Source organism: Stenotrophomonas sp. 80084_Sma (assembly GCF_056481995.1).
Genome location: NZ_CM151177.1, coordinates 2,100,808 through 2,121,621 on the forward strand (window position 1 = coordinate 2,100,808; position 20,814 = coordinate 2,121,621).

At 63.4% G+C, this 20,814-nt stretch carries 23 protein-coding genes and 1 tRNA gene; 15 read left to right on the forward strand and 9 right to left on the reverse strand.

Annotated features, from left to right (window positions below; all coding sequences use genetic code 11):
* Positions 1 to 45 precede the first annotated feature (45 nt).
* Positions 46 to 636 (reverse strand): phosphatase PAP2 family protein, encoded by a 591-nt coding sequence (locus tag ACZK3W_RS09860; protein ID WP_478450738.1) that lies wholly within the window; start codon positions 634 to 636, stop codon positions 46 to 48.
* A 109-nt stretch (positions 637 to 745) separates the two neighbouring features.
* Between ACZK3W_RS09860 and ACZK3W_RS09865 the strand changes: the two genes are divergently transcribed.
* From ACZK3W_RS09865 to ACZK3W_RS09880, 4 genes are all read left to right on the forward strand, one after another.
* Positions 746 to 822 (forward strand) — tRNA-Arg (locus ACZK3W_RS09865).
* Positions 823 to 966: 144 nt separating this feature from the next.
* Positions 967 to 1,881, forward strand: coding sequence for a hypothetical protein (locus ACZK3W_RS09870; RefSeq protein WP_478450739.1), 915 nt, complete (start codon positions 967 to 969; stop codon positions 1,879 to 1,881).
* 150 nt (positions 1,882 to 2,031) lie between these two features.
* Entirely contained in the window at positions 2,032 to 2,805 is a 774-nt protein-coding gene (locus ACZK3W_RS09875; RefSeq protein ID WP_478450740.1) for a hypothetical protein, read from the forward strand.
* Between the two features lie 52 nt (positions 2,806 to 2,857).
* A complete protein-coding gene (locus ACZK3W_RS09880; protein WP_478450741.1) occupies positions 2,858 to 3,865 on the forward strand; it encodes an acyltransferase family protein in 1,008 nt (335 codons plus the stop codon).
* A gap of 192 nt (positions 3,866 to 4,057) precedes the next feature.
* Here ACZK3W_RS09880 and ACZK3W_RS09885 read toward each other — a convergent pair whose 3' ends face one another.
* Both ACZK3W_RS09885 and ACZK3W_RS09890 read right to left on the reverse strand, forming a co-directional pair.
* Complete coding sequence (locus ACZK3W_RS09885) at positions 4,058 to 5,020, reverse strand: hypothetical protein (RefSeq protein ID WP_478450742.1); 963 nt, start codon at positions 5,018 to 5,020, stop codon at positions 4,058 to 4,060.
* A 326-nt stretch (positions 5,021 to 5,346) separates the two neighbouring features.
* Positions 5,347 to 6,261, reverse strand: coding sequence for a BstA C-terminal domain-containing protein (locus tag ACZK3W_RS09890; protein ID WP_478450743.1), 915 nt, complete (start codon positions 6,259 to 6,261; stop codon positions 5,347 to 5,349).
* A 170-nt stretch (positions 6,262 to 6,431) separates the two neighbouring features.
* Between ACZK3W_RS09890 and ACZK3W_RS09895 the strand changes: the two genes are divergently transcribed.
* Positions 6,432 to 6,935: a hypothetical protein gene (locus ACZK3W_RS09895; protein ID WP_478450744.1), complete on the forward strand. Its 504-nt coding sequence runs from the start codon at positions 6,432 to 6,434 to the stop codon at positions 6,933 to 6,935.
* 163 nt (positions 6,936 to 7,098) lie between these two features.
* Here the strand turns inward: ACZK3W_RS09895 and ACZK3W_RS09900 are convergent, their stop codons facing one another.
* A complete protein-coding gene (locus ACZK3W_RS09900; protein WP_478450745.1) occupies positions 7,099 to 7,989 on the reverse strand; it encodes a dihydrodipicolinate synthase family protein in 891 nt (296 codons plus the stop codon).
* 108 nt (positions 7,990 to 8,097) lie between these two features.
* On the opposite strand from ACZK3W_RS09900, the gene ACZK3W_RS09905 reads away from it, so the two are divergent.
* Entirely contained in the window at positions 8,098 to 8,571 is a 474-nt protein-coding gene (locus ACZK3W_RS09905) for a GNAT family N-acetyltransferase (RefSeq protein ID WP_478450746.1), read from the forward strand.
* A 7-nt stretch (positions 8,572 to 8,578) separates the two neighbouring features.
* On the opposite strand, the gene ACZK3W_RS09910 is transcribed toward ACZK3W_RS09905, so the two are convergent.
* Positions 8,579 to 9,136, reverse strand: coding sequence for a GNAT family N-acetyltransferase (locus tag ACZK3W_RS09910; RefSeq protein ID WP_478450747.1), 558 nt, complete (start codon positions 9,134 to 9,136; stop codon positions 8,579 to 8,581).
* 146 nt (positions 9,137 to 9,282) lie between these two features.
* Here ACZK3W_RS09910 and ACZK3W_RS09915 point away from each other — a divergent pair, with 146 nt between their 5' ends.
* On the forward strand, positions 9,283 to 10,176 hold the full coding sequence (locus ACZK3W_RS09915; protein ID WP_478450748.1) for a helix-turn-helix domain-containing protein: 894 nt from the start codon (positions 9,283 to 9,285) through the stop codon (positions 10,174 to 10,176).
* On the opposite strand, the gene ACZK3W_RS09920 is transcribed toward ACZK3W_RS09915, so the two are convergent.
* Positions 10,124 to 10,954, reverse strand: coding sequence for a universal stress protein (locus tag ACZK3W_RS09920; protein WP_478450749.1), 831 nt, complete (start codon positions 10,952 to 10,954; stop codon positions 10,124 to 10,126). The genes ACZK3W_RS09915 and ACZK3W_RS09920 overlap by 53 nt on opposite strands.
* A gap of 171 nt (positions 10,955 to 11,125) precedes the next feature.
* Here ACZK3W_RS09920 and ACZK3W_RS09925 point away from each other — a divergent pair, with 171 nt between their 5' ends.
* Positions 11,126 to 11,692 (forward strand): TetR/AcrR family transcriptional regulator, encoded by a 567-nt coding sequence (locus ACZK3W_RS09925; protein ID WP_049421338.1) that lies wholly within the window; start codon positions 11,126 to 11,128, stop codon positions 11,690 to 11,692.
* 31 nt (positions 11,693 to 11,723) lie between these two features.
* Here the strand turns inward: ACZK3W_RS09925 and ACZK3W_RS09930 are convergent, their stop codons facing one another.
* Positions 11,724 to 12,083: a response regulator gene (locus ACZK3W_RS09930; RefSeq protein WP_010482617.1), complete on the reverse strand. Its 360-nt coding sequence runs from the start codon at positions 12,081 to 12,083 to the stop codon at positions 11,724 to 11,726.
* Positions 12,073 to 13,236, reverse strand: coding sequence for a two-component system sensor histidine kinase NtrB (locus ACZK3W_RS09935; protein ID WP_478450750.1), 1,164 nt, complete (start codon positions 13,234 to 13,236; stop codon positions 12,073 to 12,075). Before ACZK3W_RS09935 ends, ACZK3W_RS09930 begins: the two co-directional genes overlap by 11 nt.
* Positions 13,237 to 13,387: 151 nt before the next feature.
* Between ACZK3W_RS09935 and ACZK3W_RS09940 the strand changes: the two genes are divergently transcribed.
* From ACZK3W_RS09940 to ACZK3W_RS09960, 5 genes are all read left to right on the forward strand, one after another.
* Positions 13,388 to 16,489, forward strand: a complete 3,102-nt coding sequence (locus tag ACZK3W_RS09940; protein WP_478450751.1) for a response regulator — start codon at positions 13,388 to 13,390, stop codon at positions 16,487 to 16,489.
* Positions 16,486 to 17,310, forward strand: coding sequence for a CheR family methyltransferase (locus tag ACZK3W_RS09945; RefSeq protein WP_032127427.1), 825 nt, complete (start codon positions 16,486 to 16,488; stop codon positions 17,308 to 17,310). Before ACZK3W_RS09940 ends, ACZK3W_RS09945 begins: the two co-directional genes overlap by 4 nt.
* Entirely contained in the window at positions 17,310 to 17,885 is a 576-nt protein-coding gene (locus ACZK3W_RS09950; protein WP_049398526.1) for a chemotaxis protein CheB, read from the forward strand. The genes ACZK3W_RS09945 and ACZK3W_RS09950 overlap by 1 nt, the downstream gene beginning before the upstream one ends.
* Positions 17,882 to 19,015 (forward strand): hybrid sensor histidine kinase/response regulator, encoded by a 1,134-nt coding sequence (locus ACZK3W_RS09955; RefSeq protein ID WP_478450752.1) that lies wholly within the window; start codon positions 17,882 to 17,884, stop codon positions 19,013 to 19,015. The genes ACZK3W_RS09950 and ACZK3W_RS09955 overlap by 4 nt, the downstream gene beginning before the upstream one ends.
* A gap of 83 nt (positions 19,016 to 19,098) precedes the next feature.
* Positions 19,099 to 19,527 carry a BLUF domain-containing protein gene (locus ACZK3W_RS09960; RefSeq protein ID WP_032127425.1) on the forward strand — a complete coding sequence of 143 codons (429 nt, stop codon included), beginning with the start codon at positions 19,099 to 19,101 and terminating at the stop codon, positions 19,525 to 19,527.
* 3 nt (positions 19,528 to 19,530) lie between these two features.
* On the opposite strand, the gene ACZK3W_RS09965 is transcribed toward ACZK3W_RS09960, so the two are convergent.
* Positions 19,531 to 19,851, reverse strand: coding sequence for an ArsR/SmtB family transcription factor (locus ACZK3W_RS09965; RefSeq protein ID WP_478450753.1), 321 nt, complete (start codon positions 19,849 to 19,851; stop codon positions 19,531 to 19,533).
* Positions 19,852 to 19,937: 86 nt separating this feature from the next.
* Between ACZK3W_RS09965 and ACZK3W_RS09970 the strand changes: the two genes are divergently transcribed.
* Together ACZK3W_RS09970 and ACZK3W_RS09975 are read left to right on the forward strand one after the other, a co-directional pair.
* Positions 19,938 to 20,375 carry a YeeE/YedE family protein gene (locus tag ACZK3W_RS09970; RefSeq protein WP_032127423.1) on the forward strand — a complete coding sequence of 146 codons (438 nt, stop codon included), beginning with the start codon at positions 19,938 to 19,940 and terminating at the stop codon, positions 20,373 to 20,375.
* Positions 20,372 to 20,785 (forward strand): DUF6691 family protein, encoded by a 414-nt coding sequence (locus ACZK3W_RS09975; protein WP_032127422.1) that lies wholly within the window; start codon positions 20,372 to 20,374, stop codon positions 20,783 to 20,785. Before ACZK3W_RS09970 ends, ACZK3W_RS09975 begins: the two co-directional genes overlap by 4 nt.
* The last annotated feature ends 29 nt before the right edge of the window (positions 20,786 to 20,814 follow it).

Here is a 20,814-nt window from a genome sequence, read left to right on the forward strand (position 1 = left end):
CCTGTCAAGGAACGTGAAGGAAATGTGGAGTCATGTTGGCGGTTCTCAGAAGTGCTGGAAGATCTCAGACCTTCCCGAGATGCACTTCGCCAGTGCGATCACGAGCTGATGGGTATGAAGGTCGGGCAGGGTGAAGGGTAGGATCATCCCCGCAACTACGGCGGCGACAACAGCCATCGCGGGCGGACGTCCGGTGGGTGGGGTCGTGCGCAGCGCCAATGTGCTGCAGCTCAGTCCAAGTGCCAGACCGGCAACGACTTCCGACAGGCTATGTGCATGCAGTGGGATTCGTGACCAAGCAATGGCGGTGGCCAGCAGCACGCCGATGACCGCGCCGAACGTCCGAGCACGCCTGCCGGGTCCAGCAAGCAGCACACCAACCACTGGGTAGATGGCGCTGGACATTGCCGCATGCCCGGAGAAGCCAGTGAAGTGCACGCTCTTGATGCCAATCCCCCAGCCCATGAAGGCCAGCTTTGAGGCAAGCGTAACGCCGGCGGTGACGGCGATGGCCAGCAGCCATCGCCATTTCAGGCTTGCGTCTGCGCGGGGCAGGGTGATCAGTAGCACCAGGGCCATCGGCAGCAGCCAGCGGCTGTTGCCGAGGGCGGAGAGGGTTCGCCAGACGTCGGACATCCAGTTCACAACGGGTCGCGGCGGGCCAGCATATCTACTCCGAGGGCCCTGCAGAACGCCCCGCGCTTGGTCCATTCAGCCAGACGAGGTATCCTTTCCCGCTGCCAATGGCCCCGTAGCTCAGCTGGATAGAGCGTCCCCCTCCTAAGGGGAAGGTCGCCCGTTCGAATCGGGCCGGGGTCACCAAAAATCAATGAGTTACGATTTCGTGCGAGCTGTAGGGGTGTTCAATCCTGCTTTATGACGTGCCCTATTGGCACAGTTGGCACAGACTTGGACGCATTAGCTGAATGCAGAGAGCTAGCTCATTCATCCGTGCAGGTATCCAGTGTGATCAAAGATATCCCCAGTCGCGAAGACTTCGAGAACGTCGGCTCAGCGTTGCTGAACCAAGCTTGGCAAGACCTTGTTGGTCTTCAGCATGCTTTCGAGGAAGCCAGTGACTGGTCGGATGAGCTAGATCTGGCGGAGTATTGGCGCTCCGCAACTACGAAACTGTCTACGACCCTGTCATTGGCCCACCAGGCTGCAGAGTTTTTCCTAAAAGGTCGCATTGTTGAAGTGAGCCCATTCCTTTTGGTAGCTAACAGTCCAAAGGACTGGCCAAAAGAAGAGGCAGATGGCCACACTTCGTTCTCGAAATTCCGCACGGTCGATGCCCAAGATTTGCCCCGTCTCCACGACCGGGTTGCGGCTGATAAAATGGATGACGATTTTCTAGTTCTTCTTGAAAACCTCCGTGGAAGTCGCAATGCAATAATGCACACGGTCGCCAAGGACTTGGAAGTCAAGGTGGCGGAGTTGGTCCGATGGATTCTGGAGATTCACCGCAACCTGATCGGCGGTAGCTGGGTCGAATTTCGGCGGGACGCGATGTATGGTGCCGGCACAACACACCTTTACAGCTGCGATTGGATCGACCCGCAGCTGGTGAGGGAGTATATCTCTGTCAAAGAAATGCTCACCTCGGCTGAGGTTGAGCAGTATTTCCGCATTCCAGCAAAGCCGCGCCACTACCTTTGCCCTCATTGCACGTGGAGGATTATGCGAGATGAGGGCGTGGAGGTTAGGTCAGCGGTTCTGGACCCCAACGAGCCCTCATCCGTCAAGGTTCACTGCGCGATATGCAATTTGAGACACTCCGTCGAGCGAGTGGATTGTCCAAATGAAGAATGTCTTGGGAATGTGCTGTGCACCGAGTGGGGGTACTGTTTGACGTGCGGTGAAGAAATCGATGTGACATAGCACTACCTAGAAGCGTAGTTTGGCAACTGCGCCGTCATCGCCGTTTGGCGTCAGATGCGCTTAATATTTTTCGGTGGTTGCATAGTCGGCATGGCCTGCGAGCAGCTGGACTCTTCTTAGAGCTGGGATTTCACATCCAACCAGTTCACGGTGCAGAACAACTTTGATAATCGGCCGAGCAGCTATGCCCTGCTGGCGTACAACAAGTTTGGCCAGATTGTGTCTGGTCTACCGCTCGACGTCATGCTCCGCATGACTGATGATCTCCGAGAATGCCAGCTGGTGGTATCGCCGTGGTACACGGATGGGATCATTAGCTCGGGCGTTCTGCCTCGCCTGGACCTCTTGCTCGGTGCCAGTGGCTATGCCGATGGCTCGTTCTTGGACTTCAGCAACCCGGCAGGTACGCCGCGGGTCTCCATTGAGTTCTTCGTGATGGACGGCGCTGGAGCAGTTGTGAAGGAAATCGGCGGAAGCGGGGCCGTCGCGTGCTGGATTTCGACGTCCCAGGCACTTGAGGTAATCGAGGTGTCCATGCGGGAGAACGGTACTTTCCGGACCGACCGGAAGTTCCGCTATGACGCGATCAAGAAGGATGGATCTAAGAACGTCATTGAGACAGAGGACTGCTGCATCTTCGGCGGACGATATCTGCTGGCCGGCGGGCGATACGAAGGCGAGTTCTGGTGGTGCCTTTTCCCGCTGTACAACGAGATGGGCGGGGTCGCAGATATTGGCGAAGCCGTGACGTTCCCGTTCCCCCTGCAATCAAGTTCCCCAGCCGGTGATCGCTGCGGTGGGGGGGGGGGGGGGGGCGTCGGATCTGCGGATCGACGCGCTGGACCGCGAGGGCTTCATGGTCTCCTCGGAAGGTGGTGGCGCGGGCAAGTACCACTGGAGCGCAGGGATCTCCTGAACGACTAGGGCACAGGGACGTGCCCCGGGTTAGAATCCGCCCCTCAGGAAGGGGATAGCTATGCGCAACTCAAGGATCGACGCAGCCAAGTTCATTTTGATGGTACTGGTCGTCGCAGGGCATCTCATCGAGTGGCTGCCCCTCGACTCGGATCAGGTGGTCTACCGCTGGATCTACATGTTCCACATGCCGGCCTTTGTATTCCTATCAGGCTTGGTGTGCGCGGACGTTCTTGACGTGAGGCGTGCGCGGACGCTTGTCGCGTTCGTAGTCCTCCCATATTTGGCGCACCAGATGGCGACGAATGGCATGGTTTCCGTCCTCGGGAGGGAGCCGTTTGCTTATCAGGTCAGCAACCCTTACTGGGCGCTCTGGTATCTGGTGAGCCTGTTCTGTTGGCGCTTGCTGCTTCCCGTCATGGTTGCCACGGGGGCGCCGGTTCTTGTGGCTGTGGGTATCAGCCTCCTCTCCGGCTTAGCGCCTGAGTTCAATCATTCCTGGTCAATGGGCCGAACGGCGTCTCTGCTCCCGTTCTTTGTCTTGGGTTACGTGTTTGCGCAGAACGGCGGCCCGAGGCTTCCGACCGGAAGGCCCGCTGTTGCCGTGGCCATGCTGGTGGCAGTCGGTGCCGCCGCATACCTTTCCCGGGAAGTCCCGCTGCAGTGGCTGTGGGCGCACACCCCTTACCAAGGGTTCGACGTCGGGCCTGTTGGGGGAATATCGCTGCGTGCCGCCCAGCTACTGCTGGGGATGTTGGGTGCCATCGCAATCTTCATGCTGGTGCCCGACTCTGAGAAGATTGCGGGGTTGGGCCGGCAGTCGTTGGCCATATTCATCGGGCACATCTACGTTTTGAAAGCAATGTATGCGTTTGGGATTATTGCCTTGATGTCAAGCCTGCAGCTGCCAATTAAGGCGGTAGCCGTTTGCTTGCTGGCAGTGTTGATCGCGCTTGCATGCGCCCTTGGGGGCAGATTGTTCCCGTGGGCTTTCGATTTCACTTGGTTGCTAAAGCTGGTCGAGAGAGCAAGAGGCCTAGTTGGTCGAAGCTCAGCCACCAGAGCCTGACAGCGATCTTTCATCAGACAGTAAGCAGGAGGTCCTCGCGGTTGTTCCGCGGCGTGTTCACTGCGCGGCTGAAGCGGTAGGCCTCCATCGCCGGCGTCTCGCTGGCCAGAAGCATGACCAATGCATCGCCCGGGCTTGCGGCGCGTATGAGGCCCGGGCTGCTGAGTGCCGCTGAGTGCCGCTCCAGTGGATCTATAGCCCTTGAAGAATGTAGTTGTTGAAATCGCTAGTCGGAGCTACGTTGACGTCAGCGCATGTGGACGTGCGCGTCAGTGGCCACTGTAGAGCGAAGTAAATTGATCTGCTCATTCCACTGGCTGCAGAAGATATGTTCATTGCAGAAGTTGAGTCATTGTAATAGGACTCGCCTATGATGATTCCCTGCGGCCAATTGATGGCATTGAGGCTGGCATCAATGGACCTTAGCTGCATTTTTTCATCCCCATAAAGGTGGAAATCAAGCAAATACGGTGGTAGAGATCCATATAGTTCAGGGAGGAATGCGATTCGATCGGCGCTGTTTGTTGGTATTGAGAAGCCGACCGTCTCTGTTCGGCCAAAAACGTAAGTGAAGTTGGCCCACATTTTTTTTGTATACTCTCGCCACAGGTATGGGGCGGAGGATGGTGGAGAGCCTTCGTTCATCAAGTCGACAAGGAATTTAATCTTTGATTCCCGCATGTAGGGCATCAAGTTGGCGATCAAGTTCCAGTTCTCTTGGAAGTATTCTTCGTGAGATGCGTTCCAAGTGGTGCCTGCCCATGATCCTGGTCCGTTATTTAGCTGAGGGAAAAAAGCAACAACGACTTCTACGAATCCTGCGTTCTTGGCAGAGATCATTAGGTCACGCAGGTTCTCCCGTTGTTGCACCGGAAGGTTCCCGCCGTCAGAGGGGATGACGGTCCCCGTGTTCGCATTCCGTGCGTGGAACACGCCAATACGCAATCGCTGCTGGCCACCTGACGCCATCTGTTTCAGTTGCGCATCTATCTCGTTACGGAAGAGGTGATAATTGGAAAGCACGCCGTATGGCTCCCTTTGGCAGCCTTCAGTGTGGAACCAGTTGTAATTTGATCCTCCGCGATAAGGCTGGGCGTTCGTGGTGGTGTAGAAGGCCATTAGAAGAATGGCTAGCACAGCAATACGGATCTTCATTGTCGTCCTTCCTCCAAGAATCATTAGGCGCTCGGGATATTACTTTTTGCCAAGTGCTAGAGGCAGATAGTGTATGCGTTGATGCGGATACTGAAATTCGGATCCGCTAAGTTCTGCTAGGACTCTGCCATGCGATTTGGGGAAGGCGCGTTCGCCACTTTGCAAGCACAAGCCGACGGCGGAGGGAGTGGTCGAAGCTCCTTGCGTGAATATCAAATCTCGTTCCTGGGCATTGCGGGAATCTTGATTTCGCCGGATCCGGGGCCGCTGGCAGTTCAACCGGGGGCGCGTGAGCAGCGCCGCGCCGGTATCAAGCGTTGGTCAGTTCAGTTGCGCGGGGCGGGGAGCGCCTCTCGCTTCACCGCACCGAGCAAGATCTCTGCGCCAGAGGCCAAGAATGTTCCACTTTTGACTTTGCCTTGGATGTACTTTGGGAATGACTTCGGCAGATAGTTCTCATAGAGCCAAATGCGGAAGGCGCCAAGCGCATCGAGAGGGTAGATCCAGGCTTCAACCGGATTAACAGCCGCCTGGGGGAACCATTCAGGGAAGAAGTGCGGGTGCTTTTGCCTAGTCCCGAAGGCGCTGTCGCCATCAATTGCCACCCAGTGCTTCGACCAGGCAATACCGACGCTCAGGTCGGGGACGGTGTGCTCGTCGATTGGGCACTCTGCTTGAATCATGTGGACGACCACGTCAGCAATCTCTCGGAATACCGAGAAGAATCCCAGTGGGACTTGGTCATTTAGCAGAATTCGCTCATGGTAGTTCTTCCATGGGGCGGGAATGGCATTGGTTGGGTCGTAGCCGCACCGATTGTAGATGAACGTGCGAATCGAGGACCTAGCCAGCAGGCGGTAGTTTCTGATGGCGTCGCCGCTGTCGTTCTGCTCCGCCTCAAATGCGTAGTACTCGAGGATCGCCATGCAGACGGAGTCTGGATAAGCATGGGTCTCAACGCCCTTGGATTGAGTACGGAGATAGAGCGACTCACCCGTGTAGCCTTGATTAGCCAGGAGCGTAGAGATCTTTCTACCGCGCGGCTTGTTCCGCTCCTCTGCCCAATTGTTGGCCATTCGGATCAGGACTGAGTTATCGATGCCGCACATAACCGCCAGTCCTCGCGCCGTGAGGTAGGGAGTGCCGTCACTCAGCACGCCCATCTGGATTCCGTCGATCTCCACTTCCTTAACAGGCAGCAATTCCATCTGCTGGGGGCGCTGCTCAACTGGCAGTTTCACGGCTGTAACTCCTTGAATTTGTTTGATTCCAGGTGCTGCTCGAATTGTCGGCGGCGCATAGACGGTCCTTGCCGTCCTCACGATCATCGCCGTGGCATATGCCAACGTCAATTCGGCGTGAACCCCTGATTGTCGCAGCCGATGCGACGGCCGGCCGTATCCTTCCGCCCATGATCTCCTCCACCTACCAAGGCTTCCGCACCCCGCCGATCCCGTCCGGCTGGGTCGAGACGGGTGAGCGGTGGGATCTGTGGTGGAACGGACGGTCAGTCGCCAACTTCACGCCCGCGCCCGGCCGTGGTGCCCGGGTGCACTTGGATGCGCGAAAGATTTTCCAGACCAAGCAGGTCTTTGCCGCCAGCGTGCCTCAGGGCAGGCGCTACGCCGAGCGCTGGCGCGCGGCTAGGCTGTACCCCGAGATGCCGCTGCGTCAGGCCGTCGCCATGCTGACCGACAACGCCCCGATCCAGCCGGCACCGCCGCCACCTGGCCTGCCGCCCATCCGCGAGCAGCAGCAACAGGCCCGGCGCTTGGCCGAGGCCGGCGCGAAGGAGGTCGAGCGGATCAAGGAAGCGCTGGAGCCGCGCAAGCCGCCGGTAGAGACGAAGCCCCGTCCGAGGGACGCCCGCAAGGCGTGGGTGAGGGCAGGGCGTGCACAGCTTCGGAAGGTGTAGGCGACCGTTCCCATCCTGTGATTTGGCACGCGATTGGCACAGCCAGAGCCGCAGGCATTGGTACTATTGGAGCCGTCGCCCCCTCCTAAGGGGAAGGTCGCCCGTTCGAATCGGGCCGGGGTCACCATCTTCTGCAGCCGCATGGCAGCCGCACTCCGGGCTTCTACAACAACCCCAGCCCACCCAGCACCGTCTCCACCTCCTCGCGCTCACCGTCCCGCAGCCCCTGCAACGGCAACGGCAGGCAGTTCTCGCCGCACAGTCCCAGCAGTGCCGCCGCGCAGGCCATGACGCGAATCCCGCCGAACCGGTCGTACAGGGACCACAGCGGCGCCAGCCGGGCAGACAGGGCAATAGCACCCTCTTCATCGTCACTACCCACGGCCCGCATGATCTGCAGCGCAACCTCGGGGAACAGTCCGGCGGTCACCGAATACCAGCCATCGCACCCCGCCAGCAGTCCACGCACCGCCGAGGCGTCACCACTGACGCCCAGCGTCACATGCGCGGGAACGCATGCACGGAGCGCAGCAACGCGGGCGGCCGCCTCGGCCGGATCATCAGCGAGGCGCGGAATCTTGATCGAAGCGATGTTGGGCAGCGCGGCGATCCGGCCATGCAAGGCATCGGAGAAGCGGAAGTGCGTGGTGCCTGGATTGTCGTAGACGCAGATCGGTGTACGCACCGCCGTACAAATGGTCTCAAACAGTGCTTGCACCTCATGGTCCTTCAGGGGCTGGTAAGACACGGGGGCGAGCAGCAGGCCTGCAGCACCTGCATCCTCGGCGTCCAGGGCCAGTTCCAGCACATCGCGGGTACGCAGTGCACCGATGCCGGCGATGACCGGTACGCCTCCTGCGTGCGCCAGGGCTTCGCGCAGCACGCGCTTGCGCTCGTGCTTCTCCAGATAGGCGTAGCTGCCAGTGGAGCCAAGCACGCCCATCGAATCAACACCGGAATCGGCCAGGCGCTCGACCAGTCCGGCAAACGCACGAAAGTCGATGCCGGCTTCAGAGAGCGGGGTCAGTGGAAACGCGCTGAGGCCTTTGAACATGGGATCTCCCGAAGGGGGAATGGGCTGGACACCTGGCATTGTTTATTGTCCTATGACAAAACTCAAGTGTCGCCACGCAGCGTGTCTGATCGCCACGAATGACGCACCATGCGGGTCATGAAACCAAACCTTTGCGCCGTCCAGCCTTCCCACTACGCCACCATTGCCGATTGGCTTGATTCCGCCGAGGCCACCCAGCGCTGGGCGGGTCCCGGCGTGCTGTTTCCCTTGCCGCAGGAACGGTTCGCGCAGGTGCTCGAACTCGGGCCGAGGCCGGGCTGGGCGCTGCTGGACGAGCAGGGCCAGTGCCTGGGCTTTGGCCAGTACTGGATGACCGACGCCGGTACCGCGCACCTGGGCCGCATCATTGTTTCCCCGCTGGCACGCGGGCGCGGCCTTGGCCGGCTGCTCATGCACGCCTTGAGTGCACAGGCCATGCGCGAAGCCGGTGTGCAGCGCCTCACGTTGCGCGTCTATCGTGACAACGCAGCTGCCGTGGCCCTGTATCGCGACCTCGGCTTCCAGCAGGTTGATGCGTCCTCGACGCCGGAACTTCTGTTCATGCAGCGCACGTCGGCCTGAACTTCGCTCATGCTGGCAAGGTGGCCTGCAGGGCAAACCATTGCTCGCGGGTGATGCGGCTGATGTGCTCGGTGCGGTAGTCGCCGAGGAAGCTGTTGAACTTGTTCACTTCGGTATGGTGATGCTGGAAGCCGCATTTGCTCTGCGCGCTGAGCGATTGCAGGTTGTCAGCGAAGTAGCCGCACCACAGTGCGTCCAGTTCCAGCTGCATGAAGGCGTACCGCATCACTTCGCGCACCGCTTCGGGCACCAGTCCGCGGCCCCAGTACGGAACGCCGATCCAGTAGGCGATCTCACCCTCTCGATCGCTGATCTCGAAGTTGCTGTCGGTGCCGATCAGGATGCCGACACAGCCGATCGCGTGGCCGTCCTCGCGGCTCTGCAGCGCGTAGACCTCTGGCCGGTTGAAGACGGTGCGGATGATTTCGGTACTTTCCTCAACGCTGGTGTGCACCGGCCAGCCAGCGATCGGCCCGACCCGCGGGTCGCGGGCGTACTCGTACAGATCGGCAGCGTCGGTGTCGCGCCAGGGGCGAAGGATCAAGCGTTCGGTGTGCAGCTGCATGTCAATTCCACGGGAACAAAGAGAGTGCACAGGCTAGGTCGCCAGGCGCGATCGGCCCAGAGCGGGACCTTGATGGTTTCGGTACTTTTCACAACGGGTGGCCGAGCCCGGGTATGCTGGGGCCCGGAATACAGCCGGATCGGCCGATGGATCGCGTACCCCAGCTCCTGGACCAGGACGAATCCATGCGCCTGGAGGTCAGTACGCTGGCCGAAGGGCGGGGCGTCCCGTTGTCGTTCGGCCACGCTTATCTGGCGGTGCTGGTATGCGTATCGGGGCGCGCACGCTTTGCACTGAACTTCCGCGAGGTAGCGGTGCAGCGGCACGATGTGCTGGTGCTGGCAGAGGACACGCTGGCGCTGCTGCGGCAGCGCTCACGCGGCTTTCTGGCGGTGGTCTGCCTGATGCCCAAGGCGCTCGCATCGGAGGTGGCCTATGTGCTTCCCAATGCACTGTTCAAGTTCCTGCACGATCAGCCCCACTGCGTGCCGTCGCCGCTGGACGTGCCGCTGCTGCAGGGCTGGCTGCAGCAGTTGATGGATGCACAGCACAATGGCGGCCGCTATCGTCACGTGATGCTGCGCAACCTGCTGCAGACGTTCTTCCTCAAATTCGCCACGCTGTTGCCGGCGCGCAGTGTGGCCGTGGCGCAGGTCAGCCGACGCGAGCGCTTGGCCTGGAACTTCTGGGAACTGGTCGGTGAGCGGAGCACGCGCCAGCGCGACGTGCAGTCCTATGCCGACGCGCTGTGCATCACCCCGTTCTATCTTTCGCAGCTGACCCGCGAGTGCTTCGACGAAACGCCAAAGGCGTTGATTGATCGCCAGGTGGTGCTGGAAATCAAGGCGCTGCTGACCTACAGCGAATTGCCGATCGGTCGCATCGCCGAGCGCCTGTGCTTCGAGGATGCATCCTACCTGTGCCGCTACTTCCGGCGGCACACCGGGCAGTCGCTGACCGGCTATCGCCGGGCAGGGCAGGGCGGTACTAGTGCGACACGAACAAGGGCGCCGGTACTTCGGCCAGCAGATCCTCGGTGACCCCGCCGAGCACACGCTCGACCACCCGGCTGCGGCTGTAGGGGCCCAGCACCAGCAGGTCGGCGTCGGCATCGAGCACGTGCTGGCGGATGGTCGCGGCAACGCCGCCCTGGCTTGAACTGATCGCCTGGATCTCTACTTCGACGCCGTGCCGCGCCAGGTGCTGGGCCATCTCGGCGCCAGGTGTGGCCTCGGCCCTGGGCGTGTCGACCATCAGCAGGTGCACCGCTTTCGCACGTGCGAGCAGCGGCAACGCATCGGCTACCGCACGACGTGCCTGCTTGCTGGCATTCCAGGCCACCACGATGCGATGGCCGACCTGGTCGCCCTGCCAATGTGGTGGTACCAGCAGCATCGGCACGCCGGTCTGGCGCAGCGTTCCCAGCGGGTGCCAGCCAGAAGGGGCGCCGGGAGTACGCGGATAGCCGGCGATGATCAGGTCGCAGTACAGCGACTGCAGGGCCAGGTCGGCGCCGCCCAGGTAGTCCGAGACGATGCGCAGTTCGGTGCTGATCTGCAGCGGCTCGGACACGGTCCGCAGGTTCTGCATCAGCTGCGCGGTGCAGGCGGCATCCGCGCGCGCCTCGTGGTCGAGTGCGGCGGCGATGCCGGCACCGCGTGCGAAACCGTTGGCGATGTCGGTGGGATGCTGGGCAGTGGAGACCGCGACCAGATGGGCCTGCTGTGCCTGCGCCAGATGGGCGGCGATGTTGAGAACGCGGTCCCCGGTGTCGCTGGCGTCGAACAGCACAGCGATATCGCGTAGTGGATGCAGCATGGCGTTGTCTCCTTCGATGCCTGTGACGCGCTCCCTGCCGTGCACCGACCCGGGTGCACCGGACGCATCTCTGTTTTAGCGCATCGGTGATCCGAATGAATCATCTTTGATTCAGTTTATTAATTGGTGATTCATGCTAGCGTGAGGGCGAACCCATACCTCAGCGCTTTCATGCGACCTGCCGCAGCACGCACCCGCCGCGACCTGCCCCATGCGCTGGCGGCCACCCTGGTCAGCCATCCACGCTGCACCCTCAGCGAACTCGCGCGCGGGGCTGGTATCAGCCGCGCGACCCTGTACCGGTTTGCGCCCACCCGGGAGGCGATCGACGAGGCACTGTTCGCGGCCGGCTTCGAGCGCGTGGAAGCGGCGGCGGTCTGGTTCGATGAGGGCGGTGATGCACACCACGTGCTGGAGCAGGTCACCGCCACGCTGCTGGCGGACTGGGAACTGGTAACGCTGCTGTTCGCGCGGATGATGGAAGAGCAGCAGCGCCAGGGTGACCTGCATCTGCTGCCGGAGCGCTGGGCGCCGATCGGCGAGCGCTTCGAGGCCTTTTTCCTGAGAGGTCAGGCGGCCGGAGAGTTCAACGTCGGTTTCACCGCAGTGTGGCTCGCGGACTTCTACTGGACCTGCTTCTACGGCATCACCTGGTCACTGGCGCGCGGTCGGCTGGCGCCGGCAGCGGCAGCCTCTACGTTGCTGGCTTCGTTCCAGCGGGGGGCGATGACGGGTTGACCGCAGGGCCCTGCTGCCGGCGCACAGTTGATTACGCCTGCTTCAACAACTGCACCAGCTGGCGCAGGCGGTACGGCTTGGGCAGGAATTCCACCTGTTCCGGCAGGGGCGGCAGTTGCGAGCGCGCATAACCGGACGACAGGATCATCCGCGCCTGCGGCTGTTCGCGCGCCACATGCTCGCTCAGTTCGATGCCGGACATGCCGTTGGGCATGCTGACGTCGCTGAACACCACGTCGAAACGCGCTTCGCCCTTCAGCAGGGCGGCGGCCTCATGCGCATCGGCGGTCGTGGCCACGTCGATGCCGAGGTCGCGCAGGGCCAGGCCGATCATTTCACGCAGATCGGTCTGGTCTTCCACCATCAATACGCGGATCGGGTCATCGGTCATCGGCAGGGTCCTCCATTGCGGGGAGCAGCAGGCTGACCGTGGTGCCGACACCGGGCGTGGTGGACACGTCGACGAAGCCGCCGCTCTGGGTAGTGAATCCGAACACCTGGCTCAGGCCCAGGCCGCTGCCTTTGCCGATGTCCTTGGTGGTGAAGAACGGCTCGGTCGCCCGTTCGGCGATGTCGGCCGCCATCCCGTGGCCCTCATCGCAGACGCTGAGGGTGACATAGCCACGTTGCAGCGTGGAGTCCGCATCCGGATCGAGGCGATGTTCCAGCGCAGTGCCGATCAGGATGCGGCCGCCTTCAAGGGTAGCATCCGCGGCATTGGCGACCAGATTGGCCAGCGCCGTCTGCAGCTGCAGCGCATCGGTGTTGATCGCAGGCAGGCCGGGCGCCAGCTGGGCATTCAGCACCACCGTGGGCGGGCAGGTGCGTTGCAGGTCCGGCAGCCACTGCCGTATCAGCGCATTGATATCCAGTGGTTCGCGGATCAGGGTCTGGCCGGTGCTGAAGGCCAGCAGCTGGCGGGTCAGCAGCGCACCACGATCGGTCGCGGTCTGCGCCGCATCAAGCAGCTCGGCGGCGCGTGCATCGTCACCGTTCACGCGCAGGGACAGCAGGTCCAGGGCGTTGCCGATGGTGGTCAACAGATTGTTGAACTCGTGCGACAGCCCGCGGCTGAGGCGGCCGACGGTCTCGAACTGTTGGGTATTGCGCAGCGCACGTTGGGCATCACGCAGCAGCCGCTGTGCCTGCCACTGCTCGGTGATGTCGCGGGTGATCTTGACGAAGCCGAGCAGCTCGCCTGCTTCGACGACCGGCTCGATGACCACGCTGGCCCGGAAAGACGAGCCATCGCGGCGCACCCGCCAGCCTTCACTGGCGACGTGACCGTGCTGCGCTGCGAGGCGGAGCAGGCGCTGCGGTTCCCCGGCTTCGCGATCGGCAGCCAGATAGAAACGGCCAAAGTGCGTGCCGACCACTTCACCGGCTGAATAGCCCTTGATGCGCTCCGCGCCCGGGTTCCAGCTGCAGACGATGCCATCAGGATCAAGCAGGTACAGCGCATGGTCGCGCACGCTGTCGATCAGCAGTCGCAGTTGGCGGGAAGGGTCCGTCAGTACGGACGTCGTAGAGGCGGCAGCGTCCACGTAAAAATAAGTGTTACCCCTGTGAGGGACGTGAAGCTAGGCATTCAAGTGTGAAGGAGGCGTGGAGGCGGGACACGTGCCATTTGTCCTGTGCGGCTGAATACGACACGGAGTACCATCACCCACCCTTTGTGTTCTGGAACCGACCTGCATGCGTCCTGGTGCGACTACGCGTGACCGCTGGATCTGGATGACCTCCGCCGTACTGCTGGCTGCGACCATTGCGCTGGAACTGGTGGTTCCGCTGGGCTATGCCGTCTGGCTGGCGTATTTCCTCGCCGTTGGCGTCACGCTGTTCCAGCGCAGTGCACGCGCGCCGTTCATCGTGGCCGTCGTCGCCTGCATCCTGTTGATCATCGGCTACAACGTTGCCCCGGCCAGCTCCAACTCGGCGTTCTCGTTCGTCAACCGCAGCATTGGCGGGTGTGCGTTCCTGATGATCGCGCTGATCGTCTCCCGCGCCATCCAGGCGCGGCGCGAAGCGATGCGCGCGCTGTGGCTGCAGGAGGCCGAGAACGCGGTGGCGATGAGCCTGCGCGGTGATCTGGGTCCGGAGCAGATCGCCGAGGCGGCGGCAACCAGCCTGGGGGCTCAGCTGCAGGCCGACGTCGCCGCCGTCTACCGTCTGGAAGGGGGAAGACTGCAGCTGACCGGCGGTCTGGCGTTGCCGTCCGGTATGCCGGCGTCGCTGGCATTGCAGGAGGGCGTGGCCGGGCAGGTGGCACGGGACGAACGCATCCGCCACCTGCATGGGGGGGATGATGCGGTGCTTGAGCTGCAGACCAGCCTGGGGCGGTTGCCGGTGCGCGAGCGCATCCTGGCGCCGATCAGCAGCGATGGTGCGGTGGTGGGCATCATTGAACTGGGACGCACCCGCGCCGGCGAACAGGATCGACTCGATGTCGAGCTGCTGGAGCGCTGTGCCGAGACCATCGGAATGGCGCTGCGTGCCTCGCTGCTGCGCGCACAACTGGTGGTACTGCTGGAGGAATCCCAGCGCCAGGGTGAGGAGCTGCAGGCCCAGCAGGAAGAGCTGCGCGTGGCCAATGAGGAACTGGAAGAACAGAGCCGTAGCCTGCTGCAGTCGCAGAGCCATCTGGAAGAACAGCAGGCCGAGCTGGAACAGAGCAACGTCCAGCTGGAAGAGCGGACCCACGAGCTGGAGGCGCAGAAGCAGGCACTGCTGGTCGCGCAGAGCCAGCTGGTGCGCAACAGCAACGAACTGGCCGCGACATCGCGCTACAAGTCCGAGTTCCTGGCCAACATGTCGCACGAGCTGCGCACGCCGCTGAACAGCTCGCTGATCCTGGCCAAGCTGCTGGCCGACAACAAGGACGGCACGCTCACCGAGGAACAGGTGAAGTATGCGCGCGCGATCCTGTCGTCCAACAACGATCTGCTGGCGCTGATCAACGACATCCTGGACCTGTCGCGCATCGAGGCCGGCCACGTCGAGCTGGCCGATGAAGTGGTGGTGACCGACAGCGTGCTGCAGCGCCTGCGCGAGACTTTCGAGCCGATGGCGCGGCAGAAGGGCCTGGCCCTGCAGATCGAGGCCGATGCGCTGGCCCCCAGCCAGCTGGTGGTCGACAGCCAGCGCCTGCAGCAGATCCTGAAGAACCTGCTGGCCAATGCGGTGAAGTTCACCGAGCATGGCAAGGTCAGCCTGCACGTGCGTGCGGGCGGTCAAGGACGCATCCGTTTCGAGGTCTGCGACAGCGGTATCGGCATTGCCCGCGAGCAGCTGCAGGTCATCTTCGAAGCCTTCCGCCAGGCCGATGGCAGCACCCGCCGCCGCTACGGTGGCACCGGCCTGGGCCTGTCGATCTCGCGCGATCTGGCCGAGCGCATGGGTGGCAGCATCCAGGTCGACAGTGAACCGGGTCGCGGCAGCTGCTTCATCCTGGAACTGCCGTTGCAGGGCGCGCCCGCGTCGAACGCCGCTGAGATTTCCGCCGCCCCCCTAGCGTCGCCAGTTGCGGCCGCTGCGCCGGCGATGCCGGTGCCTGCACCGGCTGCGGTGGCACCGACCACCACGGTGCCCAGCGTGGCCGATGACCGCGGCCGTCGCCAACGCGCCGGCCGCTTGATCCTGGCCGTCGAGGACGACGCCACCTTCGCCGAAGCGCTGGTGGCCCTGGCGCATGAACTGGACTTCGACTGCGTGGTGGCCGGGACCGCCGAAGAGGCGCTGACCCTGGCCAGCGAACTGCGCCCGAACGGCATCCTGCTCGATATCGGCCTGCCGGACGTGTCCGGCCTGAGCGTGCTGGAGCGCCTGAAGCGCAACCCCGATACCCGGCATATCCCGGTGCACGTGGTTTCGGCGATGGACCGCAGCCAGGTGGCGCGCGAGCTGGGTGCGATTGGTTTCGCGATCAAGCCGACCACGCGCGAGCGGCTGGTGACGGCCATCGAACAGCTGGAACAGACCAGCCAGCGCGACGTGCGGCGCCTGCTGATAGTCGAGGACGACAGCGAGCTGCGCCACAACCTGGAACTGTTGCTGGGCCGTGATCAGCTGCAGATCGTTGCAGTGGGAACGCTGGCCGGCGCGCTGGAGCAACTCAGCACGGTCACCTTCGACTGCATGGTAATGGACCTGTCGCTGCCCGACGGCAGCGGCTACGACCTGCTCGAGCACATGGCCGGCAACGATGATGTCGGCTTCCCGCCGGTGATCGTCTATACCGGTCGCGCGCTCGGCCGCGAGGAAGAGCAGCGCCTGCGCCGCTATTCGAAGAGCATCATCATCAAGGGCGCGCGTTCGCCCGAACGCCTGCTGGATGAGGTCACCCTGTTCCTGCACAGCGTGGAAGCCAGCCTGCCCACCGACCAGCAGCGCCTGCTGCGCGAGGCCCGCCGTCGCGACACCGTGCTCGATGGCCGTACTGTTTTGCTGGCCGAGGATGACGTGCGCAACATCTTCGCGCTGTCCAGCGTGCTTGAGCCGCTGGGCGTGACGCTGGAGATCGCGCGCAACGGCCAGGAAGCGGTGGATCGCCTGGCCGAGCGTGAGGTCGACCTGGTGCTGATGGACATCATGATGCCGGAGAAGGACGGCCTGGCAGCGATGCGCGAGATCCGCGCGCAGCGTCACCTGCAGGACCTGCCGATCATCGCGCTGACTGCCAAGGCCATGCCCGATGACCGCGAGCGGTGCCTGCAGGCCGGCGCCAACGACTACATCGCCAAACCCATCGACGTCGACAAGCTGGTGTCGCTGTGCCGGGTCTGGTGCTCGCGGCAATGAACGAACAGGCGTTGTTCGACCTGGAGCTGAAGGTCCTGCTGGAGGCGCTGTACCAGCGCTACCACTATGATTTCCGCAGCTATGCTGTGTCGTCGCTGCGCCGGCGCATGCGCCAGGCGATGCAGCGCTATGAGTGCGAACGGCTGGTCGACCTGCAGTACCGGCTGCTGCACGAGCCGGAGCTGTTCGCCCAGGCCATGCAGTTCTTCACCGTGCAGGTCTCGGAGATGTTCCGTGATCCCGCGTACTTCCGTGAACTGCGCGAGCAGGTGGTGCCGGTACTGCGCACCTATCCCTCGGTGAAGCTGTGGGTGGCCGGTTGCAGCACCGGTGAGGAAGTGTGGTCGCTGGCGATCCTGCTGCATGAGGAAGGTTTGCTTGATCGCAGCATCGTCTATGCCACCGACATCAATCCGGCCGCGTTGGCCACCGCCGAGGCGGGCGCCTATGGCATCGACCGGATGGCCCAGTTCAGCCGCAACTACCTGGCGGCCGGTGGCACGGCGTCGTTGTCCGACTACTACGCCACGGCCTACGACGGCGCGGTGTTCGACCGTCAGCTGCGTCGCAACGTGGTGTTCGCCGACCACAGCCTGGCCACCGACACCGTGTTCTCCGAAGTACACCTGGTGTCGTGCCGCAACGTGCTGATCTATTTCAACCGCGACCTGCAGGACCGCGCTGTCGGTCTGTTCCGCGAAGCGCTGGTGCACCGGGGCTTCCTCGGTCTTGGCAGCAAGGAATCGCTGCAGTTCGGGTGCCACCATGACGCCTTCGAGGTCTGTTCGCGCGAGCACCGCCTGTACCGGAAGGTGGCCTGATGGCCCTGCCGGCGCGTCCTGCCGTGCTGGTGATCGGCGCGTCTGCCGGTGGCGTGGCGGCCCTGCAGGCGGTACTCGGTGCGCTGCCGGCGACGCTGCAGGTGCCGGTACTGGCCGTGCTGCACCTGCCGCGTGACCGCACCAGCCGCATCGCCGAGGTGCTGGCGCCGTACTGCGCGCTGCCGGTGCGCGAAGCCGAAGACAAGCAGCCGCTGCGGCCGGGCACGGTGACGTTCGCGCCGCCGGATTACCACCTGCTGGTGGAGGACGAGGGGGCGGTGGCGTTGTCGGTGGATGCGCCGGTGCTGTTCTCCCGTCCGGCCATCGATCCGCTGTTCGACTCCGCTGCTGCGGTGTTCGGCAGGCGGGTATTGGCCCTGCTGCTTACCGGTGCCAGCAGTGATGGAAGCGAGGGCGTCGCCGCCGTGCGCCGTGCCGGTGGCCGTGCCTGGCTGCAATGTCCCGAGGAAGCCGAAGCGTCGATGATGCCGGCCTCCGCCCTGCAGTACGCCGGCGCCGATGCCGTGCTGCCCCTTGAACTGATGTGTCGTCGCCTGAAGGAGTTGTTTGCATGAACCTGCTGCCACCGGACCCTGCGCAGTCGCAGTCCCCGGTCAACCTGCTGATCGTCGATGACGTGCCGCAGAACCTGGTGGCCATGCAGGCGCTGCTGCAGCGCGAGGGCGTGAATCTGCTGCTGGCCGGCTCCGGCGCGCAGGCGCTGGAGCTGCTGCTCGAGCACGAGGTGGCACTGGCCCTGCTGGACGTGCACATGCCGGAGATCGATGGCTTCACCCTGGCCGAACTGATGCGCGGTTCGCATCGCAGCCGCGACGTGCCGATCATCTTCCTGACCGCCTCCCCGGATGATCCCCTGCGCGTGTTCAAGGGCTACGAGAGCGGTGCGGTCGATTTCCTGCACAAGCCGGTGGCGCCGCAGGTGATCCTGAGCAAGGTCAACGTCTTCATCGAGCTGTACCAGCAGCGGCAGCTGCTGAAGACGCGCAACGAGGCGCTGGAACGCGCGCTCAAGCTCAACGAAACAATGGCGGCGGTGCTGACCCACGACCTGCGCACGCCGCTGTCGGCGATCCTGCTGTGCAGTGACAAGCTGGCGATGGAGATCCCGCAGGACAATGCGGGCGCGCAGCAGACCCTGCAGTACCTGGAGGCAAGCACTCTGCGCATGGCACGCATGGTCGAACAGCTGCTGGACTTCTCGCGGATCCGCAGCGGTGGCCTGCACCTGCAGGCGAGTGCCTGCGATCTGGCCGACGTGACCCGCGCGGTGGTGGCCGAAGCGGGCAGCGCGCATGGCGCGGACCGGATCCATCTGGACATGCACGGCGATACGCGGCTGCAGGGCGATCTGGACCGTCTCGGCCAGGTTGCCGCCAATCTGGTCGGCAACGCGCTCACCCATGGCAGCGAGGCGAGGGTGGAGGTGGACGGTCGCGATCCGCGCAGCGTGCTGCTGCGGGTCAGCAATGCCGGCCGGATCGACGACGCGCTGCTGCCGCGGCTGTTCGAACCGTTCAAGGCCAGCTTCCACCAGAGCAAGGGCCTGGGGCTGGGCCTGTACATCGTCGATCAGTTCGTGCGTGCGCACGGGGGGCGCATCGCAGCGCGCAACGAGGCCGGGCAGGTGGTGTTCGAAGCCCTGCTGCCGAGACGCGCAGAAGGGCTGCCTGCAGCGGCAAACTGAATTCTTCAGGAAACATCCACGGGCGCTGAGACGGACTCGTCCGCAACTGCTACCGTGGGTGTACATCTTGTCAAGGAAGCACCATGCCACTGCGTGCCATCGCCTATGTCAGCCAGGCGTTGCCGGATCTTTCCGCTGAACGGTTGCAGGCGCTGGTCGACGACGCCGCTCGCTTCAACAAGATGGCGGGCGTGACCGGTGTGCTGCTGCATGACGGCGGGCGATTCCTGCAGTACATCGAGGGGCCGCCGGACGGTATCGATTCGGTGTACGAGCGCATCCTGCAGGCCGGCAGCCATGTCGACATCATCGAGCTGGCGCGCGGCCGCCTGGGCCAGCGTCAGTTTCCGTACTGGTCGATGCGCGCGTTGCCGGTGGATGCAGCACTGCTGCGCCAGCTGTCGGCCAGCGACTGGTCGGGTTTCAGCCGGGCGCTGGAAGGTGATCGTTCGGCGCCGACCCCGGTGGATCTGCTCGACAACGTCGTGCAGCCTGCCCTGCACGCCGGCTGAGCGTCAACGCGAAGTGCCGCCGCAGTAGGCGGCATGCAGCGCCTGCAGCACGTCCAGTGCGGGCCCTTCAATCACGCGGTAGTGGATGGCCTGTGCTTCGCGACGCGTCGCGACGATATCCAGTTCGCGCAGCACCGCCAGATGCTGTGACAGCGCCGATGCGCTGAGGCCGGTCAATGCCTGCAGTTCCGGTACTGGTGCCTCATCTTCGACCAGGCGGCACAGCACGCGCAGCCGCGCAGGATGGGCCAGGCTTTTGAGCAGGGCTGCAGCCTCGGCGGCGTGTTCGGCCATGGCGGCGCTGTCGAGCGGGGTGCGGGCCATGGTTGACCTTTTTGTTTAGAAGTGTCTAATTTAGAGAAATCTAAATCAAAGAGCAATCCCATGAGCGGCGTGAAAGAGGGCAGGGCATGAACCTGCCATGGACTGCGGTGGCTGGCGGAGCGCTGATCGGCGCCGCCGCGGTGTTGCTGCTCGCCACTGTGGGGCGCGTGGCGGGTATCAGCGGGATCGCTGCGGGCAGCCTGCGCGCAGCGGAAGGCGAGCGTGGCTGGCGCTGGGCATTCCTGCTGGGGCTGCTCGCAGCAGCGGGGCTGGTGCTGTGGTGGCAGTCGCTGCCCGAGGCCTCGCCACGTGTGCTGCTGCGCGATGCCTTGCCCGCCTGGCAGTTGATCGGCGCCGGCCTGCTGGTGGGCTTCGGCACGCGCCTGGGGAGTGGTTGTACCAGTGGTCATGGCGTCTGTGGCATGGCCCGAGGCTCGAAGCGCTCGCTGCTGGCAGTGCTGGTGTTCATGGCCTGCGCGATGCTGACCACGTTCCTGGTCCGTCACGGCGGAGGCCTGGCATGAGCCGCGCGGTCGTGGCCGCCGCGGTGGCAGGTGCGCTGTTTGGCGCGGGGCTTGCGCTCTCGGGGATGACCGACGCGCGTCGGGTACTCGGCTTCCTCGATGTGGCCGGTGATTTTGATCCGACGTTGATGTGGGTGCTGGGCTCGGCACTGCTGGTCAGTGCCGTCGGGCAGCGTTGGGTGCTGCGACGCGCGCAGCCGTGGTTCGCACTGCGCTTCCAGCTACCCAGTGCACGTGATGTCGATGCTCGCCTGCTGCTGGGTGCTGCACTGTTCGGTATCGGCTGGGGATGGGCTGGTTACTGCCCCGGACCGGCCATCGCCGGGCTGGCTGTCGCATCGCGTGAAGCGCTGTGGTTCGTGCCTGCCATGGTGGTGGGCTTCTGGCTGCACGATCGCTTCGTGCGCTGAGGCTTCACCCCTGTGTCACCATGGATCGG

Coding starts and splice junctions, on each gene's coding strand:
- ACZK3W_RS09860 (WP_478450738.1), bottom strand. CDS start 636: ATGTCCGACGTCTGGCGAACCCTCTCCGCCCTCGGCAACAGCCGCTGG.
- ACZK3W_RS09880 (WP_478450741.1), top strand. CDS start 2,858: ATGCGCAACTCAAGGATCGACGCAGCCAAGTTCATTTTGATGGTACTG.
- ACZK3W_RS09885 (WP_478450742.1), bottom strand. CDS start 5,020: ATGAAGATCCGTATTGCTGTGCTAGCCATTCTTCTAATGGCCTTCTAC.
- ACZK3W_RS09895 (WP_478450744.1), top strand. CDS start 6,432: ATGATCTCCTCCACCTACCAAGGCTTCCGCACCCCGCCGATCCCGTCC.
- ACZK3W_RS09900 (WP_478450745.1), bottom strand. CDS start 7,989: ATGTTCAAAGGCCTCAGCGCGTTTCCACTGACCCCGCTCTCTGAAGCC.
- ACZK3W_RS09905 (WP_478450746.1), top strand. CDS start 8,098: ATGCGGGTCATGAAACCAAACCTTTGCGCCGTCCAGCCTTCCCACTAC.
- ACZK3W_RS09910 (WP_478450747.1), bottom strand. CDS start 9,136: ATGCAGCTGCACACCGAACGCTTGATCCTTCGCCCCTGGCGCGACACC.
- ACZK3W_RS09915 (WP_478450748.1), top strand. CDS start 9,283: ATGGATCGCGTACCCCAGCTCCTGGACCAGGACGAATCCATGCGCCTG.
- ACZK3W_RS09920 (WP_478450749.1), bottom strand. CDS start 10,954: ATGCTGCATCCACTACGCGATATCGCTGTGCTGTTCGACGCCAGCGAC.
- ACZK3W_RS09925 (WP_049421338.1), top strand. CDS start 11,126: ATGCGACCTGCCGCAGCACGCACCCGCCGCGACCTGCCCCATGCGCTG.
- ACZK3W_RS09930 (WP_010482617.1), bottom strand. CDS start 12,083: ATGACCGATGACCCGATCCGCGTATTGATGGTGGAAGACCAGACCGAT.
- ACZK3W_RS09940 (WP_478450751.1), top strand. CDS start 13,388: ATGCGTCCTGGTGCGACTACGCGTGACCGCTGGATCTGGATGACCTCC.
- ACZK3W_RS09945 (WP_032127427.1), top strand. CDS start 16,486: ATGAACGAACAGGCGTTGTTCGACCTGGAGCTGAAGGTCCTGCTGGAG.
- ACZK3W_RS09950 (WP_049398526.1), top strand. CDS start 17,310: ATGGCCCTGCCGGCGCGTCCTGCCGTGCTGGTGATCGGCGCGTCTGCC.
- ACZK3W_RS09955 (WP_478450752.1), top strand. CDS start 17,882: ATGAACCTGCTGCCACCGGACCCTGCGCAGTCGCAGTCCCCGGTCAAC.
- ACZK3W_RS09960 (WP_032127425.1), top strand. CDS start 19,099: ATGCCACTGCGTGCCATCGCCTATGTCAGCCAGGCGTTGCCGGATCTT.
- ACZK3W_RS09965 (WP_478450753.1), bottom strand. CDS start 19,851: ATGGCCCGCACCCCGCTCGACAGCGCCGCCATGGCCGAACACGCCGCC.
- ACZK3W_RS09970 (WP_032127423.1), top strand. CDS start 19,938: ATGAACCTGCCATGGACTGCGGTGGCTGGCGGAGCGCTGATCGGCGCC.
- ACZK3W_RS09975 (WP_032127422.1), top strand. CDS start 20,372: ATGAGCCGCGCGGTCGTGGCCGCCGCGGTGGCAGGTGCGCTGTTTGGC.